The following is a 13,085-nucleotide window of genomic DNA, read 5'->3' on the forward strand; positions in this document are numbered from 1 at the left end:
GTTCAGGAATGCCTTCAATTCGGCGCAACCATGGCGAGAAACGCCCTCAGCCCAGCCGCTTCTCCATAACGGTGGTGCGTTCTGCCCCATGAAACACATCGCGGATTTTTTCATACCCCAACGCGGTATAAAACTCTTCAGCCGTAATTGACGATGGCACACGTACAGCCTCAACGCCTGCACTGACAGCAGCTGTATGAATGACATCCATCAAATGCCGCCCGATACCGCGTTTCTGGCGGGCCGGGTCAACGAAAACACTCCTGACCACCTCGCCGTCAAGACCGGCAGTGCCAACAATGTCGTCGCCGAACAAAGCTACAAAAACCTTACGCTTCGTAAGCTCCCTGGAGATGGCTTCAGGGGAAAAGCTAACGAGCTGTCGGCGGCCACTCGCGGTACGCCAGCCAATAAAGGTATGGGCCACATCTGAATCTGGCATTTCATCTGCGCGCGCACAGCTGGTTAGCCTTGTCGATTTCTTTCTGTCGACGAGAACAATAACGTGAACCTTGGATCGATCATTACCCGAAGTGCCCGCTACTGGGCGGACCACATCGCCGTGGCGGACAGCCAGACGCGCCTGACCTACGCGCAGTTGGAACGGCGCAGCAACCGCCTGGCGTCCGCGCTGGGTACGCTTGGCGTGGGCGTTGGCAAGCATGTGGCGATTCTTGCCGCCAACCGCGTGGAACTGGTCGAAGCGGAAGTGGCGCTGTACAAGGCGGCGATGGTCAAGGTGCCGATCAATGCGCGGCTGTCGGTGGATGAAGTGGTGCGGGTACTGGAAGGCTCCTGCACTGTCGCACTGATCACCCGATGCGCACTTTGCCGTTCAGCGTGGGCGCCAACTTCTAGTGCAGCCTGGCGGCAAACACCGTGCTTGGCGGCTTCAGACTGCAGCCTGCCTGAACTGCTCGATCGTAGCGATCAGGCGGTCTGGCTGGTTGTAGAGGTCTGGCCCGCTGAAGGCATGCATGCGCTGGTCGAGCTCGACCAGCAACAGCGGCACACCATTTGCGCCCGCTTTGCGCATCAGTGCCTGCGCTTCGGTGAAGCGGGCCGAGGTTTGGCTGGCCAGTCGCGCTTGCTGGGTAAGCGCCGCGAGCAGTGCCTGCGTATCGGCCGTGAAACCCTCCTGGCCCAGGAAGTTGGCAGTGCAGGCCGTCACTACCTCGGGCGACGAGGTATCAAGGCCATCCACGTAGCGCGCTGTTTGCAGGGCCGCGTACAGCTTTGGCTCCAGCGCCTTGCCGTACCCTTGGGCCAGGGTAAGCGCACGGCTGACCGGCATTGAGTCGAACCGCAGCGAGCGGCCACCGAGAATCTGCTTGAAATACAACTCGCTGAAAGGCTGGCCGGTGAGTGAAGCGATTCGCAAGTCGTTGGCCCGGGCGAAGTGGGCAAACTCAGCGTTTATCTGCCGTGCACCTGGCCCTGCGAAAAGCCCTGTCGGGTGCATCTCCAGCTCATCGGCGAAGCGCTCTGCCAGGTGCCTCAGCGTGTCGGCGCTGGCATAGCACCAACCACAGAGCGGGTCGAACAGAAAGTGCAATTTCATAGCGGCTATCATCAGGCTCCTTGAATGTGATGGCGCCAGACTATTCGATTGGTATGCGCGGAAATAGGCGATTACAGCGCACAGATTATTGCGAAAACCGGGCAAATGCGGTTCGAAAACCTGCCTGTCGCAGCCGAGCCTTTTCCCGGAAACGGTGCACGGCTTCGGCCGCCCCAGCCCCCTGCTGGGCAGCGCCGCACCGTGGCTGAACTTTTGCCGGCGTTGATGGCTCTGAGCCATTCCCACAGCGCATTGTGCGCTGCGGCGTCTCAGAGACCCTGTCATGTTTTCCGATGAATTCCTGGTTGCTTATGTCGTGGTCGAGGTGGTGCTGGTCGTGGCGGCTTTTGCTATCGGCGTTCACCTGACCGAGCGCTAGGTCATACAAAAGCTCCGTGATCGATGGTTTTTTCGGAACTATCCATCTGCATCCTGTATGGTGCCGGTTTAAGGCTTCGAAAGTGGGTTGGCTTCGCGCTCAATGTCATTCAGCAAGCACTACAGGCAGCTTGATCTGCAGTCCACTATGCTCTCAGGCAGCATGGACTGGTTGGTTTTATCAGCGCAATGTCGACCGAAATCGGGATATGTATGACTGTACAGCAGCGTAATAATGTACATATCGAGGGTGACGGCCCGGCTACCCTGATTCTGTCTCACGGTTTTGGCTGCGACCAGTCGATGTGGAAGGCGTTGTCGCCGCATTTCATTCCACACATGCGTGTCATCACCTACGACTTGGTCGGTGCTGGGCAGTCCGATCTCGCTGCCTACGACAGAGCGAAATACTCGACCCTGTTGGGCTATGCCGATGACCTGAACGCAATCATCGATGATTTCGGCCAGGGCCCGGTCATTATTGCGGGGCATTCGGTCAGTGCCATGATCGGTGTGCTGGCCGAGCTACGGCAGCCAGGCAGAATCGCGGGGCTGGTGTTGATCGGGGGGTCGCCTTGTTACATCGACTCGGACGGTTACAACGGCGGCTTTAGCCAGGAGGATGTGCTGGGGCTGCTGTCGATGATCGATGAGAATTACCTGGGCTGGTCCAGCACCATGGCGCCTGTGCTGATGGGTGCGTCGGGTGAGCCCGCGATGCAGGAAGAGTTGGTCAGCAGCTTCCGTCGCACCAACGCGGAGATCGCCCGGCATTTCGCCCGCGTGATCTTCTTGTCCGACCACCGCGAGGATGTGAAAGGCTTGAATGTGCCGACGCTGATCCTGCAGAGCAGAGTGGACCCGGTAGTTCCGGTGGCCGTGGGCGAGTACCTGGAAAGGGTGATGCCCAGCAGCCAGCTTGTACTGGTGGACAACATGGGCCATTACCCGCAGCTCAGCGCCTCCAGCGCCTGCGCCGCGGCCATGGACGGGTTTTTCGCCCGCCTGGGGCTGGGCCGTGAATGATCCGACCGTGATGTTCGACGCGTCTTACTTCGAGCATGCGCCTTGCGGCCTGGTCGTCATGGAGGCGGACGGCACACTGCTGCGCTGCAACGCCACCTTTGGCAACTGGCTGGGGTATGACGTAGCGCAGTTGAAACAGCGCAGTTTCGATCAGTTGCTGACCACCGTGGGCCGTACCTTCCAGCTTACCCACTGGGGGCCTTTGCTGAACTTGCAGGGCTCGATTTCCGAGGTGAAGGTCGGCCTGCGTCACCGCGATGGTCACGTGGTGGCCATGCTGCTCAATGCCGTGCGCCGTGAAACCGCTGAAGGGGTTCGCTTTCAGCTGGCCTTGTTCAGTACCAGCGAGCGTGATCGCAACGAGCACACGGTGTTTCAGGCCATGCAACGGGCCGAGGAACTGCTGGCGCAAAAAATCAGCGCCGAGCATGCCCTGCAGCGCGCACAGGACGACCTGGCCCTGGCCTACGCCGAGGCCCAGCGGCGTGCGCTACTGGCCGAGCAGATAGTAGCGGTTGCCAGCCATGATTTGAAAAACCCCATGACCGCTATCCGGATGGCCACCGAACTGCTGGGGCGTGATGCCCAGGGCGAGCGGGCCCGGCGCCTGTTGGGCAGCATCAACACATCGGCCGAGCGCGCGCAGCGCATGATCGTCGACCTGCTGGATTTCGCCTCGGTCAGGCTAGGCCAGGGCATCAGCATCAAGCGTCAGCGAGTCGACCTGTTGCGGGTGGTGGATCAATGTGTCAGCGAGCTGAGGATCACCTTCTGCCACGCCAGTATTCGCCATCTTTCCCGCGGGCAGGCCATGTTCGAAGTGGATCAGGACAGGCTGCAGCAAATGATCGGCAACCTGGTCGCCAATAGCGTTGCCTACGGTGACTTGCGCCAGCCGATTACGGTGACCACTGACTGTTTCGCGGACAGCGTGCTGATCAGCGTGCACAACCACGGCCCCGCCATCGCCGAAGCAGTGATACCCACCTTGTACGAGCCAATGACGCGCGGCAGCGACCGCCAGGAAGGGCTGCGGTCCATCGGCCTTGGTCTGTTCATTGTCAAGGAAGTTGCCCACGCCCACGGCGGGCACATCTCCATGACCTCCAATGCCGTGTACGGCACCACCTTCATGGTTCAGTTGTACAAGGAGCGCCCGGCCACCGAGGCGTAGTCACGTCTGAACCTGTCAGTTTTTCCGAGTGAGACTCGGTAGTATGATGGCGCAAGGACAATTAAAAAGGCGGCTTACCTGGTAGTACGTTCTCGGTTTCTCGTGGGGGTAACAGGAGCGTGTCGCATGATGAAATTCCAATCGCTGGCAGGCGCTGTGTTGATGGTTGGGGTGAGTACCCTGTTGTTGGCTGGCTGTGCCCATGATGGTGATGTGCGCGACAGTCATGACAACACTTACGGGACCACCGCGAAAAGCCCACCCACGTACCTGGGTTGCGTCAGAAGCGAACTTCCAGCCCAGGTGAAAACCTATGAGATCCAGAGTAGCGACTCGGTCAGGCTGTTCGTTGAAAGCACCGATCCTGACAAGGCCGATGGCCTTGTCGAGTTGAAGGGGGCAGGGCCCAAGCGCCAATACGCGGCCTACCAGCGTGACGCCTGGTACGACCACGGAAGGCTGCTTGATGCCGCTCTGCTGTGCTCGAAAGCTTGATTGCCCACGCGCTTTGAAACAACGAACCAGCGCCTGCGGTACCTGCGGGAGCTGGCTTACCTGCGATGGGCTGCCCAGCAGCCCCTTAACGGGTGATACAGCATTACGCACTATTAAAGCAGTTTGAATGGAGAGCAGCGGGTGGAAGCAAGAAGCGTTGTCGCCGAAATGTTCATTGGAATCCCGACGCATTTCTGGGTATTGCCGGTGGCCGGCCTGGTAGCCTATCACGGTTTGAAATGGTCGGTCAGGTTCGGCAGCCGGGCCACCCTGTTGCAAGTATCGACTTACCTGTTGTTGCTGGCACTGGCAGTGCTGCCCAATGGTATTTATGCGCTGTTTCCGCCAACGCCTGATCCTGATGTGCTGCTCAACAACGCGCCGTTGCCCAATTATGCAGGCCGTTTTTATCTGGACGCATTCTACGTTTTCAGCGGCTGGGCACTCAGTAAAGTCGTGAAGCTCAAGTTTCGCTAGGCCGGCGCTGCGGCCAGCTTTCACCTGCGCCCTCGCCGCCGTCCATTCTCGCAGCCACGGCGCGCAGTTGCTCCGCAACCCCATCAATAGCGCGCACGTGCGCGGTGACATCGATGTCGCCTGGCGAACTGCCGCGAGCCAGCATGAAGCGCACATGGCCACTCATGGTCTGGCTAAGCTGGTCCAGATGATCTGCTGTTCTGACCAGATCTGACTTGATGGTGCGAAGCGTTTCCATAATGCGGGGCCTGATTGTCTGATGCTGTTGCGCCTGGGGTCAGCAAAGGCAGGCCTGAGTGATCAGGCCTCATCCAGCAACAGTTCCGGATCGAAGAAGAACGAGGCCAGCAGCACCGCGGTGATTACGCCCGATGCGTCGGCAATGAACAATAGCAGGGCGCTGGCGTCGCCCGGGGTGAGGTGGTTCCTCAGGGCGAAGTCCACGCCGTGCGGGAACGCGGCGATCATCAGCAGCATGGTGGCTAACAAGGCAGAAAGCAACTTCAGATAGGCGCGTCCGAACGCCAGCCCAAAAGCCCAGAACACTAGGATGCAGAGGACAGCCAAGCCAGTGGCGGTTGCATATTGGGTGAATAGTTCCAGCCACCAGAGCATGGCAATCTCCTGAACGAAGCGAGCACTGAGTCAAGGTAAGTGAACAGGGCCAGCCCGAATCTGCGCTGCCTGTTGCTCATCAGAAGCGGAGCGGATTCAATTCGTTCCGTCGTTATAAGCAAATAGTCGCTGTAACGCGCTGCCGTTGAACCACAGGCCTCTCATGGCCAGACTTTGGTTGATTGGTCAGTCGGTATCGGTCTCGTTAGAATGCAGCATATCCATACGAGTCAATTGCAAATGCATACTTTTCGTATTTTTATCAGTTCATTGTTAATCGCCGGCCTCGCCGGTTGTGCGACGCCTGGCAAGCCGACGGCCAGCAAGCTCAGTTCGAAAACGCCCCAGGAATATGCGGCCTGCGTGTTGCCGAAATGGCAGGCTGTGGCCCCGCAAGCCACGCAGAAATCGATTGCCCATGGCTATCGACTGACGGCATCCAGTGCCGTGGCCAGTGACGATGTACTGGAGGTGATCGATTCAGGCGAAGGCAGCCGTGCTACGTTCTACAAAGGCAGTTTCTTGTCCGGGGACAAGTTGCGCCAGGCGGCCAAGGAATGCCTGGACTGAAACAGCGCCGAGCGCGGCTGGGTCCTTTCAGACCGCGCCAGGTTTCAACCGGGCTTACGACTGCTTGATCAGTTTGCGCCCGGCCCCTCGGCGTACCACACTGCATATCCAGCGCTTGCCGCAGCGATAGGGCGCACGGATGAAGGTAAGGTCCGCGATGCGCCGCGCCCCCTGAGCCTTGAGTGCCTGGGCGAGCTGGGCGAGCGTTTCTGCCACGATGGTCATGGTTCACCTCATGAATTGACTTCATTCATAATTCTCGACCCATCAAAAGAACCCGTGACTCAGTTCGATTAGGGTTAATCACAAAGTGATAGTGTGGACGCCTCAGTCCGCCCGTCCGGTGCGGATCAGTGCCTGCTGTGCAGTTACCCGAGCAAGAAAGCGGATGCGCCACAGACGGTGGATCTTTACAGTGGCGACATCGCAATCTGCAGGAGCCCGCTGATGTCCAGCGCATTCACCATGATGCAATCGCCTGTGGGCACGCTTACCCTGGTAGCGCGCGGCGATCGCCTGGCAGCCGTGCTGTGGGAGAACGAGCGCGAAAACCGCGTGCGCCTGGGCGCACTGCACCGTGACGATCAGTGCCCGGTGCTGCTGGAAACCGCTCGCCAACTGGGTGAGTACTTCAGCGGCAAGCGCCGACAGTTCGAGCTGCCGCTGGATTTTGCCGGTACCGGGTTCCAGCGCCAGGTGTGGGCCGCGTTGCTGGCCATACCCTTCGGTGAAACCCGCAGCTACGCCGAGATTGCCCGGCAGCTCGGCAACCCCGGTGCGGTGCGTGCAGTGGGCGCGGCCAATGGCCGCAACCCCATCTCGATCATCGCGCCTTGCCACCGGGTCATCGGTGCATCGGGCAACTTGACCGGGTTTGCCGGCGGGCTGGCGGCCAAGCAATACCTGCTGGCGCTGGAAGGGCGGCAGAGCCTGGCGCTGGACCTTTAGCTGTTCAGCCGAACCAGCTGGCGATCAGGCAGGCCAGCACCGCCAGTACCGAACCTGCCATCAAGGTGTAGTGCCGGTGGGCCCGCCGCGCAGCCTGTTGCACTTCACGCAGGTAGGCGCCGGGTGTCGGCGCGTCGGGCCGGTGACGCAAATGCTCGGCCACGTCGGCCATTTGGCCCCGGATGATCAGGCCGGTCAGGTAGTAGGCACAGGCATAGCTGAGCAGGGCCAGTACGAAATAGGTCATACCGGGTCCAGTGGCAGTGCAATGGCATTGGCCTGGCGGGTATCAAGCACGATGAGGCCTTCGCTGCGGTCGTCCAGGATGGCCAGCAAGTGGCCCTTGCTGTCCCACGCAGCCGAGCCGCCGGCGCCAATGAAGGTGTCGGCTGGCCCCACGCAGTTTGCCAGCAGCACCGGCATGGCCAGCTCGCGGGCGACCCGCATGTAGTGCGGGTGTCCCTCGCTGATCCCTTTGGCGGTTTTCGCCACGCTGACCATGTACAGGTCGGCGCCATGTTCACGGGCCGCAGCGGCATGCCCCATGAACATCGACTCGTAGCAGATCGCCGGGGCGATGCAGTGTTCACCCAATGTCAGCAACAAGGCTTGGTCACCGGCGCTGAACCAGGGCAACTCATCGGCATGCAAGCGCCGTTTGGCATAGACCTGGCGCTGTGCATTGGGGCTGAACACAGGCATGCCGATGCGTATGCCGTCAGGGGCTGGCAGCGGCAGGCCGACGGCAACGGTGATGCCCAGGCGGTCACTGGCGGCCTGCAGCGGGTCCAGCTGCCTGGCGCTGACCGGCATGGCCGCCTGGCGTGCCACACTGGGCTCATAGCCGGTCAGCGACAACTCGGGAAACACCACCAGTTCGGCGCCAAGCGCTGCAGCCTGTTCGATGCAGGCCAGATGGCGCTGCAGGTTGGCTGAGACCTCGCCTTTGAGCGATGCCAGTTGTACGGCGCACAGCTTCATGTAAACCCTTCCCTGGTAAAGGTTGAAGCCGCCAGCATACTATCGGCCACGACGCCTGTACCAGTGAAGGGGCGTTCAGCGAGCACAAGGGGCGAAAGTGGCCCGCGACCTGCGCGCTTGGAGCAGGTTGTGCCATGCTGTTCATCAAGGGCGCGATGCGTGCGGGGGGAGGCCGGGTCCGTCAGCCTTCCCTGCCTGGGCAGCGCCAGCAGAGGAACAGTGAGATGGGACGGTTACGGCGCATGATCGCCAACCTGCGGGGCCGCGACCTGGCAGTGGGCGATATTCACGGCCATTTCCAGCGACTGCAGCAATGCCTGGATGCGGTGGATTTCGACCCCGCCGTGGACCGCCTGTTCAGCGTGGGCGACCTGGTCGACCGCGGGCCAGACAACGAGGCGGCCCTGGAGTGGCTGGCCAAGCCTTGGTTTCATGCCGTGCAAGGCAATCATGAGGCCTTGGCCATTACCCGCGTGCGGGGTGGGAAACTGGACCTGGCCATGTACCGCGAAGCTGGCGGCGGTTGGTTCATCGACCTGCCGCGGGCTGAGCAACTGCGCTTCGTCGAACGTTTCGAGCAACTGCCGATTGCGATCGAGGTTGAAAGTGCGGCAGGTCTGGTCGGCCTGCTGCATGCCGACAGCCCGACTGCCGATTGGCTGCAATTGAGAACGTGGCTGGAGCTGCTGGATGACCCCAAAGTCAGGCAAGTATGCCAGTGGTCGCGGCGGCGACTCAGGGCTGGCGATACCGAGCCGGTGCAAGGCCTGCGCGCCTTGCTGGTGGGCCACACGCCGGTGCCGCAGGCCACGCTGCTGGGCAATGTCTGGCACCTGGACACCGGCGGCTGGGCCAGCGGCCACTTCACCTTGGTGGACATGCGCAGCCTGAAGCTGGTCAGCCCCAGGCCAGGTGTAACAGCACAGCCGCGCCCAAGAGCACCAGCATGATCCCGGAGCTGCGTTCCAGCCACGGCAGCCAGCGCGCGAAGCGCCGCAGTACCCGCTGGTTGCCGATGGCCACGGCGATCAGCAGGTCCCACAGCAGCACCACACCGAACATCCACAGCGCGCAAGCGGCTTTCCAGCCGGCACTGGCGCTGCCCAACATACTGGCCAGGCTCGCGTAGAACAGTGCGTTCTTGGGGTTGAGAAGGGCAGACAGCAAACCCATGCCCAGCCCCTGCCACCACCCTGGCCCAGTGTGCTTGCCAACGGCCGCAGTCAGGCGGGTATGCCCTGCATGGCGCAGGAACAGCATACCGATGTACACCAGGTAGACGGCACCGACCAATTGCAGGCTGGCAAACAATGGGCTGCCTTCCTGGAGCATCGACAAGCCGGTGAAGGCCACGGTGATGAACGCACCATTGGCCAGGGCGATACCCAGGCACACGCCGCTGGCGCTACGCCAGCCGCTGCTGACCGACGTGCGTGCGACCAGGAAGAAGTCTGGGCCTGGCGATAGCAGTGCAAGGAAATGGACGAGGGCGACGATCAGGAATATTTGCATGGGCCGGGCTGCTCTGCGTTAAAGGCCGCAGTCTGCTGCCGGGCTGGCATGGCGTATTGAAGAATATTGCAGGGGCCTCATGGGTCAGCCTCGCGGCTGTGCACCTTCAAGCGCCGCGATACTGCCCCGGTGTCACCCCCACATGAGCCTTGAACACCCGCTGGAAATGGCTCTGGTCGGCAAACCCCAACCGGTAGGCCACCTCTGCCAGTGCCTGCCCTTTGCCCAGCAGCTGCCGCCCAAGGTTGACCCTGGCGTTGAGCAGGTAAGCATGGGGGGTGAAACCGGTGGCTGCACGAAACGCCCGAATCAACTGATAGCGCCCAAGCCCGGCCTCCCGCGCCAGTACCGCCAGGCTCAACTGTGCCGGATCCTGGGCTTCGATCCTTGCGATCAAGCCGCTCAGGGCCGTAGCCGCCAATGCCGGTGCCGGTGCCAGCGGCAGCTGCGCGGCAAAGTCCAGGTCCCCGAGAAAGGCGACCAGCGCCGCGTCTTTCTCTGCATTGCTGGCGGTGGAGAACAGCAGGCCGTTCAGCTCGCAGAATTGTTGGTACAGCAGTGCCTCCCGGCAGATACGCGCAGGGGCGCCAGCCCCGCCGTCACCCAGTTCCGACTCCAGGCGCAGTTGCGACAGCCAGTGGGCATCCACATGCAGCATCTGGTAGCTCCAGGCATAACCGGGTGCGGGGTTGCAGGCATGCACGCGCTGGGGCGGTACCAGCACCAGGGTTCCAGGTGTCAACCGCGCCTGCCCGCCGCCAGCGCCGCTGAACAGGCTGAGGCCAGCATCCACTGCGCCGATGGAGAATGTCGGGTGGCTGTGGGCTTTGTAGCAGGCGCGGCTATGGCAGGCGCGCCGGCTTTCCACATGTGGCAGGTTCGGGTCGCGCCACAGTGCGGCGTGGGTACGGGGCATTATGCGCTCCTCGGGGTTGTCGGCAGGGTAACAGCTGCAAGGCACCTGTACAGTTTTTATCGCTGGCTGTCACTTGACCGAATGGCCCCGGGCCCGCCGAAATAGGCGCCTGCTGCCAAAGGAAAACAAGAATGGACTTATCGAGCGTGCTGCTCTTCATCCCCGCCTGCTTCGCCCTGAACATGGCCCCGGGGCCGAACAACCTGCTGTCGCTGCACAACGCCAGCCGCTACGGGCTGCGCACCGCCTGTGTGGCCGGTGCCGGGCGCATTCTGGCGTTCAGTGGCATGATCGCGCTGGCGGCCATGGGCCTGGCGGTGGTGCTGCATACCAGTGAATACCTGTTTCTGGCCATCAAAGTGGTGGGCGCGGGTTACCTGTTCTACATTGCCTGGCAACTGTGGCGGGCTCCGGTGGGCGTGGCTGCGAGCACCGGCGGTGAGCTGCGGGGCATGTGGCACCTGGCGCGGCAGGAATGCTTCGTAGCGGCCGGCAACCCGAAGGCGATCCTGATTTTCACTGCGTTCCTGCCGCAGTTCGTAACCGTCGACAGTCGTATGCCGGTCAGTGAGCAGTTCCTCTGGCTGGGAGCGCTGTTCCTGGTGCTGGAATGGGCCGCGATCGCCCTCTATGCAGGCCTTGGCGCCTACCTGCAGCGCTGGTTCAGCCAGCCAGGCCCGCGGCGCCTGTTCAACCGGGTCAGCGCCTCGCTGTTGGGTTGCGCTGGCCTCGGCCTACTGGTGGCGCGTCGCTAGGGTTCAACTCGGGTAGTAAGCTGTTCACTTTTGCCGAGACAGGGCATTAGAACGCCCAGCGTATGCCCAGGTTCACCCCGCTGGCTTCCTGCTGGCCAGCGCCGAACGTCACGTCGCCGGTGATCGTGCCACTGCCCGATGCTGGCAGTACCAGGCGGTTGTCGCCGCTGGTATCAACCAGCGAGGGGGCGCTGCCACTGTCGCAGCTGTAACTGTCGTTACCGGCAGTGGGCGTGAAGGTGCACGCGGCATGTGCAGCGGGCAGGGCAATGCTCAATAACGGCAGTGAGCCAAGAGCCAGCATCAGGCGCAGACGCATCAGGGAAGCCTCCATTGACCAGGGGGCCCTGCAGGTCACGCATGGCGTGCAGGGTTACCGCGGTTTTTATAGAGGTGTGCGTGCTGGGCACAACTGGCAAAAATGTCAGGTGGCACAGGGCCAGTGTGTTAGTCGCGGTAGAAGGTTTGCACCAGGTGATAGCCGAACTTGCTCTTGATCGGGCCGTGTACCACGCGCAGGGGCTTCTTGAAGATGACCTGGTCGATGGCGCCGACCATTTGCCCTGGGCGGACTTCACCCAAGTCGCCGCCCCGTTTGCCGGACGGGCAAGTCGAGAACTTTTTCGCCAGCACGTCGAACGCCTCGCCATTGGCGATACGCTGCTTGAGCTTTTCGGCTTCGTCAGCGGTCTTGACCAGAATATGGCGGGCTTGAGCTTTCATGGATTACCTGTGCTTCGGGGGGTGAAAAGCGCGCATTATGCCTGATTGCTGCGTGTTTGTGGCCATTCACCCAGCCCCGTGGGCGGTGCTCTCGCACCGCTGATAGCGCATGAACTAGCAGCCGCGTCAGCGGCGAACACCGGCAAAAACCGGTGCCAACCACCGCGGGAGCCTGCGTCACTGGGCCAACCAGCCCCCGTCAACGTTCCAGGCGGCACCACGCACCTGGCTACCCGCTTCGCTGCACAGGAAAAGCACAAGCTCGCCCAGGTGCTGCGGGGTAACGAAGGCCAGCGAAGGTTGCTTTTCCGCCAGCAGGTCATGTTGCGCCTGCAGCGCATCGCCACCGTTGGCGGCACGGTCATCGATCTGTTGCTGCACCAGCGGGGTCAGCACCCAGCCCGGGCAAATGGCGTTGCAGGTGACAGGGCTGGTGGCGGTTTCCAGGCCCACGACCTTGGTCAGGCCCACCACGCCATGCTTGGCGGCCACGTACGCCGCCTTGCCGGTCGAACCGACCAGGCCATGCACGGAGGCAATGTTGATGATGCGCCCCCAGTTGCGCGCGCGCATGCCCGGCAGCGCCAGGCGTGTGCCATGGAAGACCGCCGACAGGTTGAGCGCGATGATCTTGTCCCAGCTTTGCACCGGAAACCGTTCGACCGGGGCCACATGCTGGATACCAGCGTTGTTGACCAGGATGTCGACGCCGCCGAACTCGCGCTCGGCCGCGGCGAACAATGCCTCGATCTGGGCGACCTCGGCCAGGTCGGCCGGGTGATGGATGGCTTTTACCCCATGCCGGGCAATTTCCGCCAGGGCGGGTGCCGGGTCGCCAAAGCCGTTGAGGACGATGTTGGCACCGGCCCGGGCCAGTACCTGGGCGATACCCAGGCCGATGCCGCTGGTCGAGCCGGTCACGAGTGCAGTCTTGCCGTTGAGGGTCATGCAGTG

The 13,085-nt window shown here is 61.9% G+C and carries 19 protein-coding genes and 2 pseudogenes; 9 read left to right on the plus strand and 12 right to left on the minus strand.

The window, feature by feature from the left end; all coding sequences use genetic code 11:
* Positions 1 to 46 precede the first annotated feature (46 nt).
* Positions 47 to 427, minus strand: a complete 381-nt coding sequence (locus tag FPB55_RS10505) for a GNAT family N-acetyltransferase (protein WP_238706639.1) — start codon at positions 425 to 427, stop codon at positions 47 to 49.
* A gap of 78 nt (positions 428 to 505) precedes the next feature.
* On the opposite strand from FPB55_RS10505, the pseudogene FPB55_RS10510 reads away from it, so the two are divergent.
* Positions 506 to 817 (plus strand): annotated as a pseudogene (locus FPB55_RS10510) (AMP-binding protein); the annotation flags it as partial.
* A gap of 75 nt (positions 818 to 892) precedes the next feature.
* Here the strand turns inward: FPB55_RS10510 and FPB55_RS26235 are convergent.
* Positions 893 to 1,561 (minus strand): DsbA family protein, encoded by a 669-nt coding sequence (locus tag FPB55_RS26235; protein WP_178097486.1) that lies wholly within the window; start codon positions 1,559 to 1,561, stop codon positions 893 to 895.
* A 591-nt stretch (positions 1,562 to 2,152) separates the two neighbouring features.
* On the opposite strand from FPB55_RS26235, the gene FPB55_RS10515 reads away from it, so the two are divergent.
* The 4 genes from FPB55_RS10515 to FPB55_RS10530 all read left to right on the plus strand — a co-directional run bounded on the left by FPB55_RS10515 (position 2,153) and on the right by FPB55_RS10530 (position 5,111).
* Entirely contained in the window at positions 2,153 to 2,965 is an 813-nt protein-coding gene (locus FPB55_RS10515; RefSeq protein WP_110678376.1) for an alpha/beta hydrolase, read from the plus strand.
* 10 nt (positions 2,966 to 2,975) lie between these two features.
* Entirely contained in the window at positions 2,976 to 4,139 is a 1,164-nt protein-coding gene (locus FPB55_RS10520) for a PAS domain-containing sensor histidine kinase (protein ID WP_144189617.1), read from the plus strand.
* A gap of 126 nt (positions 4,140 to 4,265) precedes the next feature.
* Complete coding sequence (locus FPB55_RS10525) at positions 4,266 to 4,634, plus strand: hypothetical protein (RefSeq protein WP_009686622.1); 369 nt, start codon at positions 4,266 to 4,268, stop codon at positions 4,632 to 4,634.
* 168 nt (positions 4,635 to 4,802) lie between these two features.
* Positions 4,803 to 5,111, plus strand: coding sequence for a hypothetical protein (locus FPB55_RS10530; protein WP_115294001.1), 309 nt, complete (start codon positions 4,803 to 4,805; stop codon positions 5,109 to 5,111).
* Here FPB55_RS10530 and FPB55_RS10535 read toward each other — a convergent pair.
* Together FPB55_RS10535 and FPB55_RS10540 are read right to left on the minus strand one after the other, a co-directional pair.
* Positions 5,098 to 5,349: a hypothetical protein gene (locus tag FPB55_RS10535; protein ID WP_009686624.1), complete on the minus strand. Its 252-nt coding sequence runs from the start codon at positions 5,347 to 5,349 to the stop codon at positions 5,098 to 5,100. The genes FPB55_RS10530 and FPB55_RS10535 overlap by 14 nt on opposite strands.
* 62 nt (positions 5,350 to 5,411) lie before the next feature.
* The gene (locus FPB55_RS10540) at positions 5,412 to 5,726 is read right to left on the minus strand and encodes a hypothetical protein (protein ID WP_125854700.1); all 315 of its coding nucleotides are present in this window, start codon (positions 5,724 to 5,726) and stop codon (positions 5,412 to 5,414) included.
* 210 nt (positions 5,727 to 5,936) lie between these two features.
* Here FPB55_RS10540 and FPB55_RS10545 point away from each other — a divergent pair, with 210 nt between their 5' ends.
* Positions 5,937 to 6,296 carry a hypothetical protein gene (locus FPB55_RS10545; RefSeq protein ID WP_029885220.1) on the plus strand — a complete coding sequence of 120 codons (360 nt, stop codon included), beginning with the start codon at positions 5,937 to 5,939 and terminating at the stop codon, positions 6,294 to 6,296.
* A gap of 54 nt (positions 6,297 to 6,350) precedes the next feature.
* Here FPB55_RS10545 and FPB55_RS26240 read toward each other — a convergent pair whose 3' ends face one another.
* Positions 6,351 to 6,521 (minus strand): hypothetical protein, encoded by a 171-nt coding sequence (locus tag FPB55_RS26240; protein ID WP_009686627.1) that lies wholly within the window; start codon positions 6,519 to 6,521, stop codon positions 6,351 to 6,353.
* 222 nt (positions 6,522 to 6,743) lie between these two features.
* Between FPB55_RS26240 and FPB55_RS10550 the strand changes: the two genes are divergently transcribed.
* Positions 6,744 to 7,244, plus strand: a complete 501-nt coding sequence (locus FPB55_RS10550; RefSeq protein WP_029885219.1) for a methylated-DNA--[protein]-cysteine S-methyltransferase — start codon at positions 6,744 to 6,746, stop codon at positions 7,242 to 7,244.
* 4 nt (positions 7,245 to 7,248) lie between these two features.
* Here FPB55_RS10550 and FPB55_RS10555 read toward each other — a convergent pair whose 3' ends face one another.
* Positions 7,249 to 7,491 carry a hypothetical protein gene (locus FPB55_RS10555; protein ID WP_009686629.1) on the minus strand — a complete coding sequence of 81 codons (243 nt, stop codon included), beginning with the start codon at positions 7,489 to 7,491 and terminating at the stop codon, positions 7,249 to 7,251.
* Complete coding sequence (locus tag FPB55_RS10560; protein WP_144188127.1) at positions 7,488 to 8,225, minus strand: carbon-nitrogen hydrolase family protein; 738 nt, start codon at positions 8,223 to 8,225, stop codon at positions 7,488 to 7,490. The genes FPB55_RS10555 and FPB55_RS10560 overlap by 4 nt, the downstream gene beginning before the upstream one ends.
* Before the next feature lie 224 nt (positions 8,226 to 8,449).
* On the opposite strand from FPB55_RS10560, the gene FPB55_RS10565 reads away from it, so the two are divergent.
* Positions 8,450 to 9,175 (plus strand): metallophosphoesterase, encoded by a 726-nt coding sequence (locus tag FPB55_RS10565; RefSeq protein WP_115294006.1) that lies wholly within the window; start codon positions 8,450 to 8,452, stop codon positions 9,173 to 9,175.
* Here FPB55_RS10565 and FPB55_RS10570 read toward each other — a convergent pair.
* Together FPB55_RS10570 and FPB55_RS10575 are read right to left on the minus strand one after the other, a co-directional pair.
* Positions 9,123 to 9,737 carry a LysE family translocator gene (locus FPB55_RS10570; RefSeq protein ID WP_125854698.1) on the minus strand — a complete coding sequence of 205 codons (615 nt, stop codon included), beginning with the start codon at positions 9,735 to 9,737 and terminating at the stop codon, positions 9,123 to 9,125. The genes FPB55_RS10565 and FPB55_RS10570 overlap by 53 nt on opposite strands.
* Before the next feature lie 106 nt (positions 9,738 to 9,843).
* Positions 9,844 to 10,653, minus strand: coding sequence for an AraC family transcriptional regulator (locus FPB55_RS10575; protein WP_125854697.1), 810 nt, complete (start codon positions 10,651 to 10,653; stop codon positions 9,844 to 9,846).
* Positions 10,654 to 10,784: 131 nt separating this feature from the next.
* Between FPB55_RS10575 and FPB55_RS10580 the strand changes: the two genes are divergently transcribed.
* Positions 10,785 to 11,408: a LysE family translocator gene (locus FPB55_RS10580; protein ID WP_125854696.1), complete on the plus strand. Its 624-nt coding sequence runs from the start codon at positions 10,785 to 10,787 to the stop codon at positions 11,406 to 11,408.
* 91 nt (positions 11,409 to 11,499) lie between these two features.
* Here FPB55_RS10580 and FPB55_RS10585 read toward each other — a convergent pair.
* The 3 genes and pseudogenes from FPB55_RS10585 to hbdH all read right to left on the minus strand — a co-directional run.
* Positions 11,500 to 11,742 (minus strand): annotated as a pseudogene (locus FPB55_RS10585) (hypothetical protein); the annotation flags it as partial.
* A gap of 113 nt (positions 11,743 to 11,855) precedes the next feature.
* Positions 11,856 to 12,131, minus strand: coding sequence for a peptidylprolyl isomerase (locus FPB55_RS10590; protein WP_009686637.1), 276 nt, complete (start codon positions 12,129 to 12,131; stop codon positions 11,856 to 11,858).
* A gap of 177 nt (positions 12,132 to 12,308) precedes the next feature.
* Positions 12,309 to 13,079 carry a 3-hydroxybutyrate dehydrogenase gene (gene hbdH / locus FPB55_RS10595; protein ID WP_009686638.1) on the minus strand — a complete coding sequence of 257 codons (771 nt, stop codon included), beginning with the start codon at positions 13,077 to 13,079 and terminating at the stop codon, positions 12,309 to 12,311.
* Positions 13,080 to 13,085 lie beyond the last annotated feature (6 nt).

Origin of the sequence: Pseudomonas sp. BJP69 (assembly GCF_007633355.1) — a bacterium.
GTDB lineage: Bacteria > Pseudomonadota > Gammaproteobacteria > Pseudomonadales > Pseudomonadaceae > Aquipseudomonas > Aquipseudomonas juntendi.

Coding starts and splice junctions, on each gene's coding strand:
- FPB55_RS26235 (WP_178097486.1), bottom strand. CDS start 1,561: ATGAAATTGCACTTTCTGTTCGACCCGCTCTGTGGTTGGTGCTATGCC.
- FPB55_RS10515 (WP_110678376.1), top strand. CDS start 2,153: ATGACTGTACAGCAGCGTAATAATGTACATATCGAGGGTGACGGCCCG.
- FPB55_RS10520 (WP_144189617.1), top strand. CDS start 2,976: ATGTTCGACGCGTCTTACTTCGAGCATGCGCCTTGCGGCCTGGTCGTC.
- FPB55_RS10525 (WP_009686622.1), top strand. CDS start 4,266: ATGATGAAATTCCAATCGCTGGCAGGCGCTGTGTTGATGGTTGGGGTG.
- FPB55_RS10530 (WP_115294001.1), top strand. CDS start 4,803: ATGTTCATTGGAATCCCGACGCATTTCTGGGTATTGCCGGTGGCCGGC.
- FPB55_RS10535 (WP_009686624.1), bottom strand. CDS start 5,349: ATGGAAACGCTTCGCACCATCAAGTCAGATCTGGTCAGAACAGCAGAT.
- FPB55_RS10540 (WP_125854700.1), bottom strand. CDS start 5,726: ATGCTCTGGTGGCTGGAACTATTCACCCAATATGCAACCGCCACTGGC.
- FPB55_RS10545 (WP_029885220.1), top strand. CDS start 5,937: ATGCAGCATATCCATACGAGTCAATTGCAAATGCATACTTTTCGTATT.
- FPB55_RS26240 (WP_009686627.1), bottom strand. CDS start 6,521: ATGACCATCGTGGCAGAAACGCTCGCCCAGCTCGCCCAGGCACTCAAG.
- FPB55_RS10550 (WP_029885219.1), top strand. CDS start 6,744: ATGTCCAGCGCATTCACCATGATGCAATCGCCTGTGGGCACGCTTACC.
- FPB55_RS10555 (WP_009686629.1), bottom strand. CDS start 7,491: ATGACCTATTTCGTACTGGCCCTGCTCAGCTATGCCTGTGCCTACTAC.
- FPB55_RS10560 (WP_144188127.1), bottom strand. CDS start 8,225: ATGAAGCTGTGCGCCGTACAACTGGCATCGCTCAAAGGCGAGGTCTCA.
- FPB55_RS10565 (WP_115294006.1), top strand. CDS start 8,450: ATGGGACGGTTACGGCGCATGATCGCCAACCTGCGGGGCCGCGACCTG.
- FPB55_RS10570 (WP_125854698.1), bottom strand. CDS start 9,737: ATGCAAATATTCCTGATCGTCGCCCTCGTCCATTTCCTTGCACTGCTA.
- FPB55_RS10575 (WP_125854697.1), bottom strand. CDS start 10,653: ATGCCCCGTACCCACGCCGCACTGTGGCGCGACCCGAACCTGCCACAT.
- FPB55_RS10580 (WP_125854696.1), top strand. CDS start 10,785: ATGGACTTATCGAGCGTGCTGCTCTTCATCCCCGCCTGCTTCGCCCTG.
- FPB55_RS10590 (WP_009686637.1), bottom strand. CDS start 12,131: ATGAAAGCTCAAGCCCGCCATATTCTGGTCAAGACCGCTGACGAAGCC.
- hbdH (WP_009686638.1), bottom strand. CDS start 13,079: ATGACCCTCAACGGCAAGACTGCACTCGTGACCGGCTCGACCAGCGGC.